This window comes from Streptomyces sp. NPDC087906 (assembly GCF_055584925.1).
The window spans coordinates 124,645-144,540 of the sequence record NZ_JBVJLC010000007.1; the positions used below are offsets into that span (position 1 = coordinate 124,645).

The following is a 19,896-nucleotide window of genomic DNA, read 5'->3' on the forward strand; positions in this document are numbered from 1 at the left end:
CCGCTCGGCGCAGTACAGGGCAGTAGCGCGTCCGTGACAGGAGCCGTCCATGAGCCTGGTGAAGCTGATCGCACAAGCGGATGAGCGCGGCCTGGCCGCGAGCGGTCTCGCCTGCCTCGACCGGTGCCTGCCGCTGCTCGCCGAGGAGAGCGACGTCCTGCGCCCGCTGTGGGCGGGTATCGCGGCCGGTCCCGAGGGCTGGCCGGGCAGGCTGGTGACGGCCAGGGGCGCCCTGGACGACGCCATCGACGCGGAGGCCGTGACCAACGTCGAGATCGCGCTCGTCCGCACCCTGCTGAACTCGGCACCCTCGGCGTGGGCGCTGGAGCCGCTGCGGGCCTGGGCCGACACCTGCTCGCTCGTCGGCCTGGAGATCCACCAGAAGTTCGACACCGGCGCCGTGGCCGCGGGCGAGGAGCTTCAGGCGCGCCTCACGCGCTGCCGCGAGGAGCCCGTCGACACGGTGGCGGGTATCGCGGGGGTGGGCCCGCTCGTCGCCGGCGAACTGCGCCGCCAGGTGGAGATCCTGGAGATGCTCGCCGAGTCGGACGGCGCGGGGAGCGGACTGCGCCAGGCGCTGGACCTGTCGACCGAGGGCCAGCGGGTGCTGCGCGCCGTGGTCTCCCGCAGGGCGCGTGCGCGGAGCTGATACGCGGCGGGCGCGGCCGACGACACCTGGGGTGACCGGATTCAGGCGGCCACCCCAGGCCGTATGGGCCTGCGCGCCCTAAAAGGGCCTCTGACCAGGCGTTTCGTCGTCGAGACCGAGGTCTGGAGTTTATCCGATTCCGCCGGACTTGGACAGACCGGAACGGCCCCGGGTGATCGCCGGGGCCGCCGCCCGCTCGGTCAGCTCGCCGTGACCCGCACGCCGTCGATCACCCAGTACCAGTTGTTGCTGCCCGTGTAGCGGAACCGGAAGCTGACGCTGGTCGCTCCTGACGGGACGGCCAGGCTCAGGGACTGCGGCTGTGAAATGACGTCGGCGGTGTACGACGTGACGGCGACGGGCGTGCCGCCGTTCCACGACGCGAGGATCTGCGCGGTCTGACTGCCCTCCTGGCGGTAGAGCGTGGTGAAGTCCAGCCGGACCTTCGCCTTGCCGCCGACCGCGTACGCCGGGGAGACGAGCGTGGAGTCGTACGTACCGGACGACGCCTTGTCGTCCCACTCGTCGGAGTCGGCGACCGCGAAGACGCCGCGCGAGCGCACGTTCAGCTCGCGGGACTGGTCGCGCTGGGACCTGCTCCAGAACTCGTCGGTGGCGAAGGCCCAGCCGCGCCACTCGGTGACACCACCGGTGCCCATCGCGGAGTTGATGACGGACCAGCCACTGGGCGCGGTGTGGGTGTAGCCGAGGACCCCGGCCGGGATCCCCGTCTCGTCGACGCGCCCGGAGAGGGCCGGGTACAGGGCGTCGAAGGGGTCCGCCGACCGCTCCTGGACGGGCTTGCCGTCGAGACCCCAGGCGGGATCGGGGACGATGCCGAGCTGCTTGAACACCGTGGCGGCGACGTCCACGAGGCGGGTGTCGAAGGGGCGTGCGCCCGCGGCGATCCCGGGGCCCTGGGCGAGGACGAACGTGCGCCGCTCCTCGATGGTGCTGCCGCCGTGGCCGCCCGGGTCGGTGTGACCGTGGTCGGTGGCGACGATGACGGTCCAGCGCTCGGAGGCGTACGTGGGCCGGGCCTTGACCGCGGCGAGCAGCCGCCCGACATAGCCGTCCTGGACGTCGATGGCGCTCAGGTAACTCGCGCTGCCGGCGCCGGAGTTGTGGCCGACGATGTCGGTGTTGCCGAAGTAGACGAAGAGCACGTCGGGGTTCTGCTGCCGCAGCACCGCCTCGCTCTGGGCGGCGATGGTGGCGTCGTGCCCCACGTACCCGTCCGCGTCACCGTCGAGGACGAGCGCGGCGTCGGCGCCGGGCGTGACGGTGCCCTCCGTGTGCAGCGGCTTCCAGTCGACGGCGGCGAACGTGGAGAGCTGGGGCCGCACTTGTGCCAGCCGGGCGAGGAAGCCGGGGTAGGTGCCGTAGTTCTTGCCGGTGAAGGCGTTGTCCTTGACGCCGTGCTTGTCGGGCCAGACACCGGTCGAGATGGTGGACCAGCCGGGCCCGGACAAGGTGCCGGCCATGGGGCTCGCGTACAGCAGCGAGGTGCCGTACGTCCCGTTCGCCATCAGGGACTTGAGGTTCGGCGCCTGGGCGGCGGTGATCCGGTCGTGGCGCAGCCCGTCCATGCCGATCACGAGCACCTTGTCGAGGCTCGTACCGTTGGGCAGCACAGGCGCCGCGGCAACGGCGAGCGCGGCAGCACGCGCCGCCCCGCCACCGAGCAACGGGCCGACGGCTGCGGCGACGGCCGCGCTGCCGGCGAGCACGGAGCGCCTGGGGATTCCGCTGGGCATGTGATCTCCAAGGGGTGGTGGGTGAACCGCATTTGGACGAGACCCGTTACCTTGCGGTGACACAAGGCGACACGGATGCGGCGACCACGTTCCTGGCGGCGGATGGCTCTCGCGGATCCGGTCGGCGACGGCGCGATGAACGGCCACTCAATTATGGCCTAGACTCGTTATGTTCCCGTGATCTCAACGCCGAGTCGTATCGCCGAGCGCCCCGCCCCTCGTTCAAGGGGCTTGGCGCTTCTGCGAGTTGGTGGCACGGAGTCCGTCAGGGCAGGTATGTCTTCTGCCATTCCACGGAGGTCATGTGCAAAGCGGCCTCGGCGAGCGCCTGGGCCGAGGCCGTCTTGAGCTTCTCAAGGCTGCTGTCGATCCAGCCCTGAACGTTCGCGCAACCCTGTTCGCGGTATTCGACAGCCTGAATCAGGCATTCGAGCTTGTCTGCGTCGTGCGCACAGATGACCTCAAGGGAGTCACCCGTCTCGTACTCCTCAACGATCCGCTGTGCGGCGGTCCGTACTGCCGGATGGGCCGCCGACACCTGGTCCGCGGTGACCTTCTCGTTCGATGCGGCGTCGAGGTACCGCCGGCCGATGTGCGGAATGTCGCTGACTCGCGTCTCCTGCGTGTCGTGCCAGAGGCCGAGTAGCGCGGTCTTCGCGGGATCGGCGCCTTCCATCATGGCGAGGACGGACCCGATGAGGCCCACGCGGAAGGAGTGCTCGGCGATGGTCTCCGGGTCCTTGACGCCGGCGATCCACCAGCCGGAGCGTTTGGCTCGCTTCAACATCCCCATCTCGAACAGGAATCCCACGGTCCCATTCGCCTGCTCCGTGTCGTCCGCCATGTCGTCCGCCTCCTGTTTCACCTGCGGTGCTCGCGTAGAACGTAGTGCAACTCGCTGAGTTCCCGCCTTGATCGCGGGGAGATTCGGCCGCCGTCAAGAAGCAGCACCGCCCTCTCGCCGAGCCGGTCAGCGAGGTCGGGCGACGCCAGAGGGAGCCAGATGTGCGCTGAGAGCAGTGCCCACAGGGAGTGGACGTACAGGTCCACGTATCCGGGTGCCAGATGCAGGCCCTCGACCAACAGGCGCAAGAGCGTAAGAGGCTCCCAACTCGCAAGCTCGCGCCTGTGCATGAAGCCGTCGTTCGCCTGCGGTACCGGCAAGGCGCCGAGCCAATAGGCCCAGTAGTTGAGGTTGGCGACCTCGGCGGTGTCGTCGTCCGCCATGGAGCGCTCGATGAAATCAACCAAAGGCTGTGGATCTCCAAGGCGGGCGAGGGCCGTTGCGGTCGAACGTGCCTCGGCCCAGCGCGGTGTCCAACCTCGCGCCGCAAGGACGCCTCGGCGGTCGTGGAGAGCCTGAGCCCTCCACGACGATGCTTCTGGAGTCCGGTCGTACGACGTGAGGTAGAGCGTTTGGCGGCGCAGGAGCGCACCGGCCTCCCCTGAGCGGTCGGCGGAGTCGGCTGTATCCCGGAGGTGGGTGAAGAAGGTCCTGCGCGCCTGGGCGCTGAGCAGCGGGGCTGTCGCCGCGGGGCCTCGCCGGGGCGGGACAGGGCGATTGGCCAGGGCGGCCGGCGTGGTGCCGTTCACGGCCCACGCGATCATGTGCGCCGTGTCGCGGGTGTGGACCCACCAGGCAAGCGGATGTGTGTGCGCCGGACTTACCGGGCCGAGGCCATTTCCGACAATCCGATCCGCGTCCATGGCGGCATCGAGAAGTCGCACGACGGACGAGTCCGCGCCCAGTGCCGCCAAGCGGCGCCTCAGGTTCAAGAGGGTTCCCGCCTTCACGTTGGCCAGCGGCCGCCGACCGGACTCCCATCCCTGCACCGTGGCGAGATCCGCCTCCAGTCCTTCCGCCATCCCGGCCTGGGTGAGCGGGACGCTCTCCCGAGCAAGACGCAGGACGAACCCCGCGATGGCGCCCGTGGAAGCGCTCCGTCTTGCCGGTGCTCCAGCGGTCATGGGGCTCTCCGGTGAACTCATTCGCTCAACCCGTACTGACAGTCAGTCCTCCTGCACTCAGGGCAACGTTACGGTCGTTTCGGCGGAGTCGGCCAGTGCCTTTGCGGGCCCATGGTTCGTATCGGCCGCAAAGGCCGTCCATTCGCTTCGATCCACCTTCCACTCCGCTTCAAGGAGACCCATTGACGACCGTCGAACGGCCCACCGCACCCTGGGGCGTCAGCCGCCTCGCGCCCTACCCGACCACCGTCCGGCGCCCGCACGCTTCGGTCACGATCGACCCCGGCACACAGCTCGGCGTGTTCCGCGACCGTGCCGGCCTGGTGGTCGAGATGGGCGCCCACGGCACCAGCAAGGGCACCGAGACCTCGACCACCACGAACTCGGATTCCAAGAACGACCAGGGGCACGACCAGGACTCCGAGCAGGACTGACGACATGGCCGAGGAGAGCCCGGTCCTGGTGGCCACCGAGGCGGACGACCTGACCGCCGACATGGTGATCACCGAACTCAATCGGCGAAACGTGCCCGTGGTCAGGTTCAACCCCGTGGACATCGGCACCGGCCTGACACTCTCGGCTCGGTTCGGCACCGGCCCGGCCCCCATGGTCGGGCAGGTGCGCACCCCGTCGCGGGCCGCCGACCTGACGCGCGTCCGAGCGGTCTACTGGCGTCGCCCCGAGTGGCCCGCGTTCTCGCACCTGGAGCCGGACGACGCCCGGTTCGCGGCTGCGTAGGTCCGCTTCGGACTGGGAGGCTCCCTCTACGGGATGGATTGCCCCCTCTGGGTCAATCACCCCCTGCGTAGCGCTGCCGCCGACTACAAGCCCGCTCAGCTCGCTCTCGCCCAGCGGCTCGGCCTCGCCGTTCCCCCTACCCTCGTCACCAACGACCCGGACGCGGCACGTGAGTTCATCGGGAACCAGCGCGACGTGATCTTCAAGACCTTGCGCTGGACCCCGTACGCGCGCAACGGTGAGCCGGTGACCGGCTGGGCCGACCCGGTGACTGCCGAAGAGATCGACGAGAGCGTTCGCGTCGCCCCGCACCTCTTCCAGGCCCGCGTGGACAAAGTCGCCGACCTCCGCGTGCTGGTCGTCGGGCGGCACACGTTCGCCGTACGCATCGACTCCGACATGCTGGACTGGCGTAAGGACTACGAAGCTCTCGCCTACACCGTTGAACACCTCTCCGACCGGGTGGCCAAGGCGCTGCACCGCTACCTGAAGTATCTGGGCCTGGTATCGGGGAGCTTTGATCTCGCAGTGGACCGGAGGGGCACCTACTGGTGGCTGGAGCTGAACCCGAACGGCCAGTGGGGGTGGCTGGAGACGGAGACCGGCCTTCCGATGTCCTCGGCGTTCGCCGACCTGCTCACCCAAGGAGAAAGCTCATGACCGACTCCGCGCCCGAGCGCCGCCGCCTCGCCGCACTGCTGGCGGGGAACGGCGTCCTCACGTCCGCGTGGCTGCGCGGGGCCGTCGAAGCCGTGCCGCGCGAGCTGTTCCTTCACCCCGGGGTGTTCCTTGACGAAGGGAGCACTTGGCGGCCCGTCCCGGCTACCGGCACCGACCCGGCCGAGTGGCTCAGGACCGCGTACAGCTACGACACCCTCACCACTCAGCTCGATGGCCATCTGACCGCCGACCAGACCGCCGCACCCGTTGCGGGGGTACCTACTTCCTCTTCCACGACTCCGGCCACGGTGGTCGGAATGATCGAAAGCCTGGAACTGGAAGCAGGCAACCGGGTGTTGGAGATCGGCACCGGCACGGGTTACTCCGCCGCTCTGATGTGCCACTGCCTCGGCGCGGACAACGTGACCACGGTCGAGGTCGACCCGGCAGTGGCGGAACGCGCCGACACCGCCCTGGAGACGCTCGGCTTCTCGGCCTGGACCGTCACCGGCGACGGCCTCCTCGGGCATCCGCGGAACGCTCCGTACGATCGCGTGATCGCCACCTGCGCCGTCCGGCGCATCCCGTACACCTGGGTCCGGCAGACCAGGCCCGGAGGCGTGATCCTGAGCACCGTGGGTTCCTGGCCCTACGGGACCGGTCTGGCCAAGGTGACCGTGGTTGGCAACGGCGCTGCCGAGGGCCGGATCATCGGCAGGTCTTCGTTCATGCAGGCGCGTTCCCAAGCCGTCGTGACCGTGGCCGGCGACCTGTCGGCCCGGACGGCCTACGTGGACAGCGAGCGGGAGACCAAGGCGCCCCCGACCCTGCTGGACGAGTGGATGCCCGCCTTCCTCGCTCAGCTCGCCGCGCCCGGGGCTCACCTCGTCCGTGCCGCTCGGAGCGACGGAACCAAGCTCCTGTATCTCTTCGACCCGGAGCGTGAGTCCTTCGCCCAGTTCGTCGCGGAAGGCGACGGCTGGACGGTCCGGCAGGGCGGCCCGGTGGCTCTGTGGGACAACGTCGAGGAGACCCTCGTCGCCTGGCAGGACGCGGGCAGCCCTGGCATCGACGCCGTACAGCTCCGGATCACCGCCGACTCGCACACCTACTGGATCGGGGACAACCCGTCGCGGCGCTGGGAGCACCGCATCGTCTGAACGACGGCGAGGAGGTGCGCCGGGCCCGTTACGCTCGGCGGGGCAGGCGCCGAACCGTAAGGACCGTGGGGAACGAGATGGACGACGACCAATCTCTGTCGGAATGGGCGGAGCGACGTGACGCGAAGATCGGGCGACTTCGTGCCGTCCCCCTCGTACCCGGCGACGGTCCCCAGGGGTCCCACCTGAACGGCGACGCGCCCCGGGTGATCCAGCGGTGGAACGGGCACGCGTGGGAACCTCATGGGTTCGCTGCCAACCTCGCGGAGACGAACCGAATCCTGTACCCGCAGGCAGGCGAGACTTCTGCTGACGCGGTACCCGAACCCGCGCGCGATCCACTGGGGGCGGGTACCGGCAGGCATCGCAAGCCACAGAGGCCGGGGCCCGGCAAGCACTGACTTCCCGCCCCGGTAGGGAGGACGGCCGAGGTCGCCACCCCCCACAGGAGAGACCCCGGCCGCCGTCCGACTACGGGTCGGCAGTGCCGCCCCGTACTCCCCTCAGCGTCAAGGGTGCGTTTTCTGTCACACCGCATAACGTCGCGAAGTTGTTGCAGGTTGTACAAGCCGTGGACGCCGGACCCGGAAAGGCCGTAGCGTTCAGATTCGCGTGGGGTGGCGCGGCAGTGACCAGGCTGCGATTCAGGACGGGTTGTGGAAGTGCTGGGGGACGACGCGGAGCTGACCGCCGCGGTGCTCGCGGCGCAGACGGGGGACGAGTACGCCTTCCGGACTGTGTACCGCACGGTGCACCCGCGGTTGTTGGGCTATGTCAGGACACTGGTGGGGGAGCCGGACGCCGAGGACGTGACGTCCGAGGCGTGGCTGCAGATCGCGCGTGACCTCGACAGCTTCAGCGGTGACGCCGACCGCTTCCGCGGCTGGGCTGCCCGGATAGCCCGCAACCGCGCCCTCGACCACATACGGATGCGCGGCCGGCGGCCCGCCGTCGGCGGGGACGAGAGCGAACTCGCCGGACGCGCCGCCGATTCGGACACCGCCGACGAGGCGATGGAAGCGCTGGCCACCGGCCGGACGATGGCGCTGATAGCGCAACTGCCGCAGGACCAGGCCGAGGCCGTCGTACTGCGTGTCGTGGTGGGGCTCGACGCGAAGAGCGCGGCGCACACCCTGGGCAAACGGCCCGGCGCTGTGCGGACCGCCGCGCACCGGGGGCTCAAGCGGCTCGCCGAACTGATCGGCGCCGACGCCGCGGGTGGGCTGGACGGCGCGGGCGGGGCCGGCGGGGACGCGGGCGAAGGCGCCGCGAGCGTGCCGGACGAAACCGCTTACCGTCCGCATGAGGAGACCACACACGGTACGGGCCGCAGCGCCGCAGGTCAGGGTGCGGGGCTGGCAGCCGTACCGCCGCAGCGGGTCTTTCGACCGGGAGCTGCGGCGTCCGCAGGTGTGACGCATTCGCGCCTGCGGACGCAGAAGGACATGTGATGGCCGACGAGCGTTACCCGTGGCTCGACAAGGACACAGCCGAAAGATTGCTGCGCGGTGAGCCGGTCGAGACCGCGGACGAACGCACCCAGGCACAGGCGCGGCGCCTCTCGGACGCTCTGCGATCTGTGGCCGACGTCACATACGCAAACGCAAACGTGGCAGAAAGCGCCGGTGAGGCGGCGGCGTTGGTCGCGTTCCGGCGGGCCCGCGCGGCCGCGGCGGTGCGGGGCGGCCCCGACGGGCTTACGGCGGAACGGAGTTCGCGGCGGAGCGCCGCCGAACAGGACCCCCGCCACGGCCCTTCCGACGCCACGCTCGGGACGATACGGCTCGCCCCGCGCCCCCGGCCGCATCCGCGCGTCGTACCCGTCACCCGGCTCGGCCGCCCGGTACGGCGGGGATTCGCCGCCGCCGTCGTGGGCTGCACCCTGGGCGCCGTGTTCGTGGCCGTCGGCGGCACGATGCTGGCGGCGCCGTTCGCCGGTGACGACGGACCGCTGCCCGGTGGGACCGTCTCGGCGCCGACGACCGGAAGACCCCTGGCGTCCGGGAGCCCCGACGCGGGACTCCGGCCGGAGGGCACTTCCGGCGCACCGCAGCTTCCGCTCCCCTCCTTCCCTGCCACGGCGGGCAGTTCACGCACGAGCGCACCCAACTCCGCCGCCTCGGCGTCCGCATGGGCCGGGGCCGCGCTCGGCGGCCAGGACAACGTTGCCGCGCCGAACAGGGCGTCGCCGTGGTACCACAAGGCCGTCAAGGTCTGCCGTGACTACCGGGAGGGCGACATCAACGCCCGCGCCAAGAGCGACCTGGAGGCGGCGGCCAAGGGAGTGGCGGGCGCCGTGCAGTTCTGCGACACGCTCCTGGGCATCCCCGAAGGGGGCAACGACCCCAAGAACGGCGGCCTGCTCACCGACGGCCCCTCGGCGCCCTCCGGTGGTCCCTCGCCGTCCGACGACCCGTCGTTCCCGTGGGGCCCGCACGTGACATCGTCACCCGACCCTTCGCCGTCGGACTCCGCTTCCCCCGACCCCTCATCGCCGGACCCGTCGGCCTCCGATCCCGCGTCGCCGTACGCCGGTTCGCCCGAGCCGTCGAAGGACCCGTCGAAGGACCCGTCGTCAACGACCCCCGCACCGGGGCGCACCTCGCGCGCGCCGCTTCCCACCGCGTCATCGACTCTGCTCTGAGCTGCGGTTCTTCGCCCCGCGGCGCGAGGTGTGACGTTTTTCCGCCCCATGGCGCAGTAAAGAGTGAGCCGACTGGTCATCGGCAGCGCAACGAGCCGGGGGTTCCCCCCGTACCTTCGGCTCAGCGCATATGGCGCGGGCGGGACACGTTCCCCCGGTCCCGCCCGCGCCTCTCAACTCCCCTTCGCCGTCTACTTGTAGACGACGACCTTGTCGCCCTTGCGGACCTGCGCGAACAGTGAGGCGATCTTCCCCTCGTCGCGTACGTTGACGCAGCCGTGCGAGGCGCCCGCGTAGCCCCGGGCCGCGAAGTCCGAGGAGTAGTGCACCGCTTGGCCGCCGCTGAAGAACATCGCGTACGGCATCGGTGAGTCGTACAGCGTCGACACATGGTGCCGGGACTTCCAGAACACACTGAACACGCCTTCGCGCGTCGGTGTGTACTGCGCGCCGAACCGTACGTCCATCGCCGAGCGCACCTTGCCGTCGATCATCCACGCGAGCGTGCGGCTGGTCTTGTTGATGCACATCACCCGCCCCGTCATACAGCGGGAATCCGGCTTCGGCAGCGGGTTGACCGTCGGCGGCCGCAGCTCGTCGCCGGTCGGCTGCTTCGTCATCGCGAGCAGCCGCTGCCAGGTGACGGTGTCGGTCGTGCCGGTGCGGGGCAGCCCGCGCTTCTTCTGGAAGGACGAGACGGCGGCGGCGGTGACGGAGCCGTAGTAGCCGGTGGGGTTGCGGTCGAAGTGGCCGATCTGCCGCAGCCGCGCCTGCAGTTCCCGCACCTGGCCGTTCTCGTCGCCGCTCGCCAGCACCGTCGCGGGCCGGGGCGCGGCGGGTTCCGCCGACCGGCTGGGGGTGCTCTTCGGCGGCGCCGGTTTCGAGGGCGCCGGCTGCGACGCCGCCGGGGCCGAGGGCGAGGCGGCCGGCGCCGGGGTCGAGGGCGACGCGCTCGGGGTGCCGGACGGGCTCTGCGCCGCCGGCGTACCACCGCCCGGCTTCTGGTCGAGGCGCACCGGGCCTCCTGCCGCCGGGTCGACGGAGCATCCCGCGGTCACGGCCAGCACGGCTGCCGCGGCCAGGACCCGGCACAGAGCGGGCGATCTGAGCATTTTCTTCCCCTGTATCTCCGGGATCTCATGTCTTGTCGAAATCTCGTGGCTTCGGTGTCGCGGCGACATTCTCCCCCGAAAAACCGGTCCGATGACAACGCGCCTTGACGGGAGATGAACTACAGCAGGCCGTTGCCCTAAATAACCGTTCGAATCACCATGCGGCAGACCAGGAATGGCAGGATCGCGGGCACTTCCCGTCGGTTTCGTTTGAAGGTTGCCACGATGAGCGCCACGAATGACATCACCAAAGACACCAAGCCCCTTCCGCAGAAGCTCAACGATGTGTCCGGCTGGTTCCCGCCGCTCGACCAGACCCTCTTCGCGACGCTGCTCAGCCACCAGGAGAAGCGCGGAGAGCGGGGTGATCTGCTGGAGATGGGCGTCTTCATGGGCAAGAGCGCGATCTTTCTCGGCCGGCATCTGCAGGACGGCGAGAAATTCACCGTGTGTGACCTCTTCGAGTCCGACGCCCCCGACGAGGCCAACAACGCCGAGACCGACAAGTCGTACCCGACCCTGACCAGGGACGCGTTCGAGAGCAATTACCTCTCCTTCCACGACGAACTCCCACGGGTCCTGCACGCTCCCTCCTCTGTCGTACCCGCCGAGGTCGCGCCGAAGTCCTGCCGGTTCGTGCACGTGGACGCCTCGCACCTGTACGAGCACGTGTACGGCGACATCGGCGCCGCGCGGGAGGCGCTGCTGCCCGACGGGGTGGTCGTGCTCGACGACTTCCGCAGCGAGCACACCCCGGGTGTCTCCGTCGCCGCCTGGGAAGCGGTGGTCAACCGCGGCCTGCGGCCGATCTGTCTCAGCACCCAGAAGCTGTACGGCACGTGGGGCGACCCGGAGCCGCTCCAGGAACTGGTCATCGCCATGGCCGAGGCCGACGAGACGTGCAAGCTGTCCATCCAGGAGGCGGCCGGACACCGGATCGTCCGGGTCTCCGGGCGCGGCATGAAGGCACCGGAGTTCCCCTTCTCCCGGCACTACGTCGCCCCCGAACCGGCTTCCGAGCCCGCTCCCCGGGCGGCGGCCCCGGCGGCGGTCGCGGCGCCGAAGAAGCCCCGGCGGTCCCGGTCGGCGCGGCTCGCCATCGACGTACTGCCGCCGTTCGTCACCCGCTCCGTCCAGCGCAGCCGGGCACGCAAGCGCGCCCAGAGCTGAGCCGCCGCTACCGTCCCGCCGCTACAGTCGGGCCCGGGGATCCTGACGCGGGAGGCACGGCAGATGGCGGAAGACACGGCACCCCGGGTGACGCTCGGGGTCTGGCCGACCCCGTTGGAGCCCGCGCCGCGGCTGGCGCGGGCGCTCGGGCTCGGGGCCGACGACCTGTGGCTCAAGCGGGACGATCTGACGGGCCTCGGCGGCGGTGGCAACAAGGTCCGCAAGCTGGAGTTCCTCTGCGGCGCCGCCGTCGCGGCCGGGGCGCAGACCCTGGTCACGAGCGGGGCGCCGCAGAGCAACCACGCCCGGCTGACGGCGGCGGCGGGGGCGCGCCTCGGCCTCGACGTGGTGCTGGTGCTCGCCGGCTCGGCCGCCGGGCAGGATCTCGGCGTCGGCAATGTCGCGCTCGACGGGCTGCTGGGCGCTGAGATCGTCTGGGCGGGCGACGCGGACGCGGCCGACGTCGTCCAGCAGGTGGTGGAGCGGCTGCGCGGCGAAGGCGCCGAGCCCGCGCTGATCCCGTTCGGCGGCTCCAGCGCGACCGGGGCGCGCGGCTACGCCGAGTGCGGCCGCGAACTCCTGTCCCAGGCACCGGACATGGCCCAGGTGGTCACGGCGCTCGGCTCCGGCGGCACGATGGCGGGCCTGGTCCGCGCCCTGGGCCCCGAGCGGGTACTGGGCGTCCACTGCGGCGCGGTCCCCGACCCGAGAGCGACGGTGGCCGCCCTGGTGCCGGGCCCGCCCGAGGCGCTGCGGCTGCGGCTGGACCAGGTGGGCGCCGGATACGCGACGCTCACCGAACCGGTGAAGGCGGCCATCAGAACGGCCGCCCGCACCGAGGGCATCGTCTTGGACCCGATCTACACCGGCCGCGCGCTGGCGGGCCTGATCGCGGCGGCGGCCGAGGGCGACGTACGTCCGGGCGACCGCACGGTATTCCTGCACAGCGGCGGCCTCCCGGGCCTCTTCGGCAACGAGCCGGTACTGCGCTGGGCGGGCGCGGGCGCGCCGTAGGACCGGCCGGGCGCGCCGCAGGTCCGGTCCGGCCTGTTGCGGTCCCACGGTCCCGCAGCCTCGGGTCCCGCAGACCCGCAGACCCGCAGACCCGCAGACCCGCTGTCCCGCTGTCCGGCTGTCCGGCTGTCCGGCTGTCCGGCTGTCCCGCAGTCCCGCAGTCCGCAGTCCGGCGTTCCCGCGGTCCCGCAGGCTCGTGGCGGCACCGGCGGCACCGGCGGCACCGGCAGGTCGCTGTGGTGTAGACCCGCGGCTCGGGCCCTCACCCGAGCCGGCTACGGGATCTGCCAGCAGCCGGCCGCCGGCTGTGACGTCGGCTTCGACGCCGGGCCCGCCGCCGTCGCCGCCCGAATCGCGCCGGACCCTGCCGCCCCACCGGGACGGCTGAGCCCTGCCCAAGGGTCGGAACTCGACGTTTGCTCTTCCGACGGGCCGAGTTCACCTTCGGGTCGCCTGCACTCTCTAGCCTGTCCCGGTCCCGCCCATCCACCTGAAAGGCAGAGGACGCTGCGAGCAGTAAGGCAATGGCCGCCCGTAACCGATGGCCGAGGCAGGACAACAGAGTGAGCCGCGACACGCCGTCCGCAGGTGTCGAGTCCGGGACCCGCGCCGAGGACCGGATCACACCGACCGGGCTCGACGAGTGCCTGCGCGCCTGCGCCGTCCACAGCGGCAAGCTGGTGGCAGGGCTCGACCCGCGGCGGGGCGAACTCGCCGAGAAGCTCCGGTCGCTGCTCGCCGGCCTGGTGACCGCGCAGAGCGCGCCGGCGCCGGCCGAGGTGCGGGCACCGGCAGCCGCCCGGGGAGCCGCCGGACTGCTCAGACGCGCCCCCAAGGCGCCCGCCCCCGTCGGCCCCACGCTCGACGCCGACCTGCTCGACGCGCTGCTCGCCGTCGGCAACAAGGCCGTCGACTGCGGTTACGACGACGAGCTGAAGTTCGCCCGGCTGGTCAGCGACACCGTGCTGACCCAGCGCAAGGGCTCCCGGGCCGGCTGGCGGCTGCGCGGCCGGGTCCTGGAGGCCGCGGGCGACGAGGCCTGCGCCATCGAGGCGTACGAGCGGTATCTGGAGCTGACCGACAAGGACGGCTTCGCCATCGCGCCGAGGAACGCGGCGCTGCGTGCCGCCCGGCAGCACCAGGCCGACCTGCTCGCCCTGCTGCGCCGCGAGTGCCCCACGGCCACGCTGTACGCGGAAGGCCCGGCCACCGACGCCTGGGCGGAAGGACTCGCCCGGTACGACAGCGGCGACCGGGAAGGCGCCGAGCCGAGGCTCGTCGGCGCACTGCTCGCGATGGCCGCGGACGACAGCAGCCCGGCGCAGGACCTCCAGGAGTGCCTGGGCCAGTACCTCGGCCTGCGGATCGGCGCGACGAGCCCGCACATCGCCGCGCTGCGCGAGCATCTCGGCCTCTACGCCGAACAGCGCAGGATCCGGATGCGCGGCCCGGTCGAGGACCCCACGTACGCAGGCGTCACCTGGCTGCGGCTCGGCGAGTTCCGCAACCAGATCGCTGGCAAGTCCATCTGCTTGGTCGCCAACTCCCCCCGGGTGGGCAGCAGTTCGCTCGGCCCGCAGATCGAGGACTACGACCTGGTGGTGCGCTTCGACGCGTACCGGATCGACGCGCCTGCCACCGGCAGCCGCACCGACATCCACGCCTCCACCGTCAAGCCCGGCGCCCACTGGGCGAAGCGCGCCACGACGCGGCTGGTCTTCGGCGGCGTGCTGAACGACTGGCGCCACGCCATGCGCACCCGGCTGGTGCCCGGCGCGCAGGAGTACGTCGGTGAGGACTCGCTGCGCTGGCCCGTACGCAACCTCGGCGGCGTCGCCACCGAAGGCTGGCCGGCCAACCCGCCCAGCGACTTCATCATGCTGTGGCTGCTGGACTTCCTCGACGTCAGTCCGACGCTCGACCTGATCGGCTTCGACGCCCACGAGAGCGCCGCCCACCCGGTCGGCGGGGCGGCGCCGAGCACCGCCGTGCCCGAGTTCATCAGCGAGAAGGCATGGGTCATGGAACGGGCCCAGAGCGTGACCGACGCGAGGATTTCCTTGAGATGACCGTCACTTCAACCAGCACCAACGCTCTGACGGGCAAGCGTCGCATCGCCTTCGCCAGCTTCGTCGACGAGAACTACCTGCCGGGCTTCCTCGTCCTGCTGCGCAGCCTCGCGCTCACCAACCCGGGCGTCTGCGAGGACTTCATCGTCCTGCACGACGATCTGCGCCCGTCGTCCGTCGCCAAGATTCGCGCCCTGCACCCCCGTATCGAGCTGCGCAGGGTCGACGCCGCGCGCTACGACACGTACGCCAAGGGGGACCAGGACAACTACCTGGTGCGCAAGGCGTACTTCATCCTCGACGTGTTCCGGATACGCGACTACGACACCGTGATCACCCTGGACACCGACATGGTGGTGCTGGGCGATCTGCGGCCCCTGCTGAAGCTGCGCGAGGGACTTGCCGCCGTACCGCAGTTCTACTTCGACCAGAACAAGCTCAACAGCGGGCTGCTGGTCATCCAACGCGAGTATCTGAGCGACGAGTTCTGCGAGCGGCTGGACACCACGGGCCGCACCGGCGCCTACGAACTCGACAAGCACGACCAGGGCATCCTCAACGCCGTGCTCGACGGCGACTTCGTCCGCCTCGACAACCGCTACAACTTCGTCAAGCGGCGGCTGTCCGGCGACAAGCCGGTGCCCGCGGACACCGCCGTCCTGCACTTCACCGGCCGGCACAAGCCCTGGCAGGGCGGCGAGGCCGGCTACGGCAAGGCGCAGGACCGGTGGGCCGAATTCGACCTGTCCGACGCCGAGTTCCACGCCGCGTTCCTGGCCCGCTCCAAGAACCCGCACCACGACCTGATGGTGCACTTCGGCACCCCGCACGTCGCGCGCACCGGCGACGTCGTGAGCGCCCGCAGGCTGGCGCTCGCCCGGCTCGAGGACGGCGAGTACCAGGAAGCGGTCGACGTCCTCAGCTCCGTCGCCATCCCGGTCGACGAGGCGTGGCCGCACGAGGTGTTCGGGCACGCGCTGATGAGCGTCTCCCGGTACGAGGAGGCCGAGGCCCAGCTCCTGCTGGCGACGGCCGCCCCCAACCGGGCGCCCACGGCCTTCGCCCGGCTCGCCCAGATCGCCTGGATCCACGGCGACGACACCACGGCCCACCGGTACGCCATGGACGGTCTGTCCGTCGACCCGACCCACCGGGGCAACCGGCAGATGCGGCTGCGCACCGAGGCCCCCGCGGGTGCTCCCGACGGACCGGCCGCCGAGCAACTGGCCCATGTCGCCTTCTACATGCCCCAGCAGGGCAACGCGGGCGACAAGCTGCTGCCCGAGTCCGTGCGGCTGACCTTCGGCCCCGAGACAGGCCCGCGCCGCTGGCATTCGATCCACGCGCACCGCCTCTTCGACAAGGCTGCGCTTGAGCGGGTCAACGCACGCCGCGGCCTCGTCATCGGCGGCGGCGGGCTCTTCATCCCGGACACCGCGCCCAACGGCAACAGCGCCTGGCAGTGGAACGTCCCCGACGAGACACTGAACCGCATCGATGTGCCGATCATGGTGTACGCGGTCGGCTTCAACGCGTTCGACGGGCAGTCCTACCGGGCCGGCCGCTTCAACGCCAGCCTGCGCCAACTGGTCGAGCGCTCCTCGTTCTTCGGGCTGCGCAACCACGGCTCGATCGAGAAGGTACGCGCGCTGCTCCCCGCCGAGCTGCACGACAAGGTGCGCTTCCAGCCCTGCCCGACCACGGTCACCCGGCAGCTCGTCGACGGCTGGACCGACCCGGCGGACCGCGAGAACACCGTGCTGGTCAACGCGGCGTACGACCGGGCCGGGCTGCGCTTCGGCCACGACTACGGGCACTTCCTCGCCGAGATGGCCAAGGCCGTACGGGCGCTCGGCGCGCACGCCGAGGTCAGGTGTGTGGCGCACTCGCTGGACGACGAGCGCATCGCGTTCGACCTGCGGCGCGAGCACGGCATCTCGCTGCCGGTCATCCCGATGTACGACTTCGAGAACGACGCGATCAGGGACACCTACGCCCGCACCAAGCTGGTGATAGGGATGCGCGGCCACGCCGGGATGATCCCGTTCGGCTGCGGCACCCCCGTCATCAGCCTGATCTCGCACCCGAAGATGGCGTACTTCCTCGCGGACATCGACCGCCCCGAGTGGGGTGTCTCCGTCCATGAGAAGAACCTCGGCGCCGTGCTCACCGAGCGGGCGGTGGGGATCCTGAACGACCACGCGGCGACCGTCGCCGACGTGCACGGCAGGCAGCAGGAACTGTGGAAGGTCACCCAGGCGAACGCGGCGGATCTGCGGGCGATTCTGGGCCTCCGGGTGCCGGTCGGCCGCTGACACACGCGGGCCGGTGAACGGCACACGTAAAGCACCGCACCCGAGAAGGACCACACCGGAGAAGGACCGCACACGTAAAGCACCGCACGCGAAAGGGGCGGGGCGCCCGGCGCCCCGCCCCTTCTCGTACGTCTCAGCCGTCTCAGCGCGCGCCCAGCACCTTGCGCCGCAGCCGGCCCGCCCGCCGCACCAGGCCGCGTGCCGTCGCGTTGCGCGGGATACCGGCGAGCTGCCCCGGGAGCCCGCCGGGCAGTCCGAGCGCGGTGAGCCTGCGGCGTTTGAAGTAGCGCAGGGTCCGCTCGTCGTGATGGGCCGTGAGATAGCGCTCGGCCTCGGGCCGCAGCGCCAGGGCGACCTCGGGCTGCATCGCGAAACCGACGGCCGTGATCAGCCCGGACAGCTCAGGCTCCGGACGGAACGAACCGTCGTCGTCGAGCGGCGCCAGCAGCGCGTCCACGATCGTCACCGGCACCCGGTTGCTGTTCTGGAACGGGGTGAGCCGCTCCAGCAGTATGCCGGTGCCGACCCGGGCCACCGGGATGTCGTAGAAGGCGGAAGCGGTGAACAGCGCCGTGGAGAAGCAGCCCACGACGAGCACCGGCTTCAGCCGCTGGTACAGCACCTCCGCCAGCACCGGCGTCGCCAGGACGGTCAGTTCGACCCCGGCCTGCTTCGCCTCGTCGGCCAGCCGTGCGGACCAGGTGGCCGGCGCCGCCGGATGCGGCTTGAACACCACCTGGGTGTGGCCGCGCGCCGCGCAGCCCCGCACCATCTCGACGTGCAGCTCCTCCTCCTCGTCGGGCGTGAGGATGCCCAGTTCGGAGAGGTACTGGCCGAGGACGAGCGCGGGCGGCTCCGGCAGCTCCGTGATGCCCTGCGCCGTCCCGGCGAGCGAGTCCAGCACCCGCAGGAACACCTCGGTCGGCACGATCGTCGGCTCGACGCCGAACTCGGTGAGCAGCAGCGGCCGCAGCCCCGGTACGAGATCGAGGTGCAGCAGCTCGCGCACCCGGCCGCCGATCAGCGTGTCGATCCGGGAGCGGGTCGGGCCGTAACTCATCAGGCCGTCCGCGTACACCCGGATGGGCGCGCCGGTGAAGATCTCCGTGATCGCGAGGGCCGGGGTGACCTGGATCGACTCGACGACCAGCTCGACGCGGGCGTCGCCCAGGTCCCACAGGAGCCGCAGATGGCGCTCCCAGATCGGCGCGTCGTCGGGCCGGGGGGCCCAACTGCTGGGGTGGAACGGCGCGATGGCCTCGTTCCACGACACCAGGCCGTCGAAGCGGTCACGCAGTTGCTCGAACCCGGGCATCTCGGCGATGGACGGGGACAGTTCGGGGGACGTGGCGTTGTTGCAGACGACCAGCAGCCGCCGGTCGGCGGGACCGACCAGCCCGCCGTCGATGATGGCGGCCAGGGTGGCGGCTCCGTACAGCGTGGAGGCGCAGAAGATCTGTGTGACGGGGGCGGGAGTCTGCATCAGGCTGCCGCCGTTCCGCCGCCGGGCAGGGGCCTTCGGCGCAGCCGTTGCAGCCGGCCCGAGCGCTCCAAGTCCATCGAGTTCAGCGCTTCCTTGAGGAGGTCCTGGGGCAGCCTGCGCAGCGCGGCGGCGCTCAGGGCGCGCAACTGGCGGGCCACGGCGGGCTCGTAGCGCACACTGGAGCCCAGGTGGTGGGCGATGATCGCGCAGTAGGTCCTGATGGCCTTCGCGAGGAACCTGTCCGCTTCGTCGTCCTTCGAGGTGTCCGCGATGACCTGGTCGAACGCCTTGATGAAGTCGAGCTGCCTGACGTCGCCGATCTGGGTGAGCGACGAGGCGACCCCCCGCCGGTAGAAGACCCCGAGGAGCCCCACGGCGGCGAACGACTCGGCCTCGCGGTGCAGCCGCCAGATCCACGGCCGGTCCTCGGCCGTGCGCAGCCCGTCGGTGAAGTGCACCAGACCGCGCTCGACGATCCGGCGGTGGTAGATGCCCGCCCACGCGAAGGCGTAGTCGACGGAGGTCGTCCGGTTGGCCGGCAGGATCGCGTCCCTCGGCCGCAGCACCTCGCCGCGCCTGCCCACCGGCACCCGCTTGATCGTGCGGGTGCGCCCGGTGAACTGCACATGGTCCGTACGGACGAAGTCGCAGCCGAGATCGTCCATGGCGGTCAGGAGCTGCTCGAAATAACCGGGGGCCACCCAGTCGTCACCGTCGAGGAACGTCACATAATCGCCGCGAGCCGCGTCGAGACCCGTGTTACGGGCGGTCGCGAGTCCGCTGTTCTTCTCATGTCTGAGCACAACGGCGCCGGGCAGCTCACGTTCGGCCCGTTCGAGGATCTTTGAGGTTCCGTCGGTCGAACGGTCATCGACCAGCAGGAATTCGAAATCGCCGCGCGCGTTGGCGCGCAGGCTTCTGAGGGTTTCGGGCGCGTATGTCTGCACGTTGTAGAACGGCACGACGACGGAGAGCTTGACCACCCAGGTGAGGCTAGGGCGCCGCCCGACCTCGGGCCTGACATCGGCACAGACTCAAGGTGAACGAAATATGACTGAATCATGAATCCCGCAGCGGCAGACCCTCCCACCCCATTCGTAGACCTGCTGTTAACCCTTTATTGCCGTTGAGTTGGGCCGCTCAGCGAATTGGCTTTC

Annotated in this window: 16 protein-coding genes and 1 pseudogene; 11 read left to right on the forward strand and 6 right to left on the reverse strand. The window is 70.7% G+C overall.

What is annotated here, in order from left to right:
* The first annotated feature begins 49 nt into the window (after positions 1 to 49).
* Positions 50 to 649, forward strand: a complete 600-nt coding sequence (locus ACZ63I_RS21775) for a hypothetical protein (protein WP_469340633.1) — start codon at positions 50 to 52, stop codon at positions 647 to 649.
* A 200-nt stretch (positions 650 to 849) separates the two neighbouring features.
* Here the strand turns inward: ACZ63I_RS21775 and ACZ63I_RS21780 are convergent, their stop codons facing one another.
* From ACZ63I_RS21780 to ACZ63I_RS21790, 3 genes are all read right to left on the reverse strand, one after another.
* The gene (locus ACZ63I_RS21780; RefSeq protein ID WP_469340634.1) at positions 850 to 2,406 is read right to left on the reverse strand and encodes an alkaline phosphatase family protein; all 1,557 of its coding nucleotides are present in this window, start codon (positions 2,404 to 2,406) and stop codon (positions 850 to 852) included.
* Positions 2,407 to 2,671: 265 nt separating this feature from the next.
* The gene (locus tag ACZ63I_RS21785) at positions 2,672 to 3,250 is read right to left on the reverse strand and encodes an HD domain-containing protein (protein ID WP_469340635.1); all 579 of its coding nucleotides are present in this window, start codon (positions 3,248 to 3,250) and stop codon (positions 2,672 to 2,674) included.
* Positions 3,251 to 3,267: 17 nt separating this feature from the next.
* The gene (locus ACZ63I_RS21790; RefSeq protein WP_469340636.1) at positions 3,268 to 4,272 is read right to left on the reverse strand and encodes an XRE family transcriptional regulator; all 1,005 of its coding nucleotides are present in this window, start codon (positions 4,270 to 4,272) and stop codon (positions 3,268 to 3,270) included.
* A gap of 284 nt (positions 4,273 to 4,556) precedes the next feature.
* On the opposite strand from ACZ63I_RS21790, the gene tgmA reads away from it, so the two are divergent.
* The 6 genes and pseudogenes from tgmA to ACZ63I_RS21820 all read left to right on the forward strand — a co-directional run bounded on the left by tgmA (position 4,557) and on the right by ACZ63I_RS21820 (position 9,576).
* Positions 4,557 to 4,808 (forward strand): putative ATP-grasp-modified RiPP, encoded by a 252-nt coding sequence (gene tgmA, locus ACZ63I_RS21795; protein WP_469340637.1) that lies wholly within the window; start codon positions 4,557 to 4,559, stop codon positions 4,806 to 4,808.
* Positions 4,809 to 4,812: 4 nt separating this feature from the next.
* A pseudogene (tgmB, locus tag ACZ63I_RS21800) lies at positions 4,813 to 5,772 on the forward strand (ATP-grasp ribosomal peptide maturase).
* Positions 5,769 to 6,932 carry an ATP-grasp peptide maturase system methyltransferase gene (gene tgmC, locus ACZ63I_RS21805; RefSeq protein ID WP_469340638.1) on the forward strand — a complete coding sequence of 388 codons (1,164 nt, stop codon included), beginning with the start codon at positions 5,769 to 5,771 and terminating at the stop codon, positions 6,930 to 6,932. The pseudogene tgmB and the gene tgmC overlap by 4 nt, the downstream one beginning before the upstream one ends.
* Positions 6,933 to 7,009: 77 nt before the next feature.
* On the forward strand, positions 7,010 to 7,333 hold the full coding sequence (locus ACZ63I_RS21810; protein ID WP_469340639.1) for a DUF6087 family protein: 324 nt from the start codon (positions 7,010 to 7,012) through the stop codon (positions 7,331 to 7,333).
* A gap of 261 nt (positions 7,334 to 7,594) precedes the next feature.
* Positions 7,595 to 8,383 carry an RNA polymerase sigma factor gene (locus tag ACZ63I_RS21815; protein ID WP_469340875.1) on the forward strand — a complete coding sequence of 263 codons (789 nt, stop codon included), beginning with the start codon at positions 7,595 to 7,597 and terminating at the stop codon, positions 8,381 to 8,383.
* 158 nt (positions 8,384 to 8,541) lie between these two features.
* Positions 8,542 to 9,576, forward strand: coding sequence for a hypothetical protein (locus ACZ63I_RS21820; RefSeq protein WP_469340640.1), 1,035 nt, complete (start codon positions 8,542 to 8,544; stop codon positions 9,574 to 9,576).
* Positions 9,577 to 9,767: 191 nt separating this feature from the next.
* Here the strand turns inward: ACZ63I_RS21820 and ACZ63I_RS21825 are convergent, their stop codons facing one another.
* Positions 9,768 to 10,688, reverse strand: coding sequence for a L,D-transpeptidase family protein (locus tag ACZ63I_RS21825; protein ID WP_469340641.1), 921 nt, complete (start codon positions 10,686 to 10,688; stop codon positions 9,768 to 9,770).
* Between the two features lie 225 nt (positions 10,689 to 10,913).
* On the opposite strand from ACZ63I_RS21825, the gene ACZ63I_RS21830 reads away from it, so the two are divergent.
* The 4 genes from ACZ63I_RS21830 (at position 10,914) to ACZ63I_RS21845 (ending at position 17,256) form a co-directional block, all read left to right on the forward strand.
* Positions 10,914 to 11,858: a class I SAM-dependent methyltransferase gene (locus ACZ63I_RS21830; RefSeq protein WP_469340642.1), complete on the forward strand. Its 945-nt coding sequence runs from the start codon at positions 10,914 to 10,916 to the stop codon at positions 11,856 to 11,858.
* Positions 11,859 to 11,921: 63 nt separating this feature from the next.
* Positions 11,922 to 12,872 carry a D-cysteine desulfhydrase family protein gene (locus ACZ63I_RS21835; RefSeq protein WP_469340643.1) on the forward strand — a complete coding sequence of 317 codons (951 nt, stop codon included), beginning with the start codon at positions 11,922 to 11,924 and terminating at the stop codon, positions 12,870 to 12,872.
* Between the two features lie 563 nt (positions 12,873 to 13,435).
* Positions 13,436 to 14,941: a glycosyltransferase family 29 protein gene (locus tag ACZ63I_RS21840; protein ID WP_469340644.1), complete on the forward strand. Its 1,506-nt coding sequence runs from the start codon at positions 13,436 to 13,438 to the stop codon at positions 14,939 to 14,941.
* A complete protein-coding gene (locus tag ACZ63I_RS21845) occupies positions 14,938 to 17,256 on the forward strand; it encodes a glycosyltransferase (protein WP_469340645.1) in 2,319 nt (772 codons plus the stop codon). Before ACZ63I_RS21840 ends, ACZ63I_RS21845 begins: the two co-directional genes overlap by 4 nt.
* Positions 17,257 to 17,398: 142 nt before the next feature.
* On the opposite strand, the gene ACZ63I_RS21850 is transcribed toward ACZ63I_RS21845, so the two are convergent.
* Entirely contained in the window at positions 17,399 to 18,739 is a 1,341-nt protein-coding gene (locus ACZ63I_RS21850) for a polysialyltransferase family glycosyltransferase (RefSeq protein ID WP_469340646.1), read from the reverse strand.
* Entirely contained in the window at positions 18,739 to 19,722 is a 984-nt protein-coding gene (locus tag ACZ63I_RS21855) for a glycosyltransferase family 2 protein (protein WP_469340647.1), read from the reverse strand. The genes ACZ63I_RS21850 and ACZ63I_RS21855 overlap by 1 nt, the downstream gene beginning before the upstream one ends.
* Positions 19,723 to 19,896: the final 174 nt, after the last annotated feature.

Coding starts and splice junctions, on each gene's coding strand:
- ACZ63I_RS21775 (WP_469340633.1), top strand. CDS start 50: ATGAGCCTGGTGAAGCTGATCGCACAAGCGGATGAGCGCGGCCTGGCC.
- ACZ63I_RS21780 (WP_469340634.1), bottom strand. CDS start 2,406: ATGCCCAGCGGAATCCCCAGGCGCTCCGTGCTCGCCGGCAGCGCGGCC.
- ACZ63I_RS21785 (WP_469340635.1), bottom strand. CDS start 3,250: ATGGCGGACGACACGGAGCAGGCGAATGGGACCGTGGGATTCCTGTTC.
- ACZ63I_RS21790 (WP_469340636.1), bottom strand. CDS start 4,272: ATGGCGGAAGGACTGGAGGCGGATCTCGCCACGGTGCAGGGATGGGAG.
- tgmC (WP_469340638.1), top strand. CDS start 5,769: ATGACCGACTCCGCGCCCGAGCGCCGCCGCCTCGCCGCACTGCTGGCG.
- ACZ63I_RS21810 (WP_469340639.1), top strand. CDS start 7,010: ATGGACGACGACCAATCTCTGTCGGAATGGGCGGAGCGACGTGACGCG.
- ACZ63I_RS21825 (WP_469340641.1), bottom strand. CDS start 10,688: ATGCTCAGATCGCCCGCTCTGTGCCGGGTCCTGGCCGCGGCAGCCGTG.
- ACZ63I_RS21830 (WP_469340642.1), top strand. CDS start 10,914: ATGAGCGCCACGAATGACATCACCAAAGACACCAAGCCCCTTCCGCAG.
- ACZ63I_RS21835 (WP_469340643.1), top strand. CDS start 11,922: ATGGCGGAAGACACGGCACCCCGGGTGACGCTCGGGGTCTGGCCGACC.
- ACZ63I_RS21845 (WP_469340645.1), top strand. CDS start 14,938: ATGACCGTCACTTCAACCAGCACCAACGCTCTGACGGGCAAGCGTCGC.
- ACZ63I_RS21850 (WP_469340646.1), bottom strand. CDS start 18,739: ATGCAGACTCCCGCCCCCGTCACACAGATCTTCTGCGCCTCCACGCTG.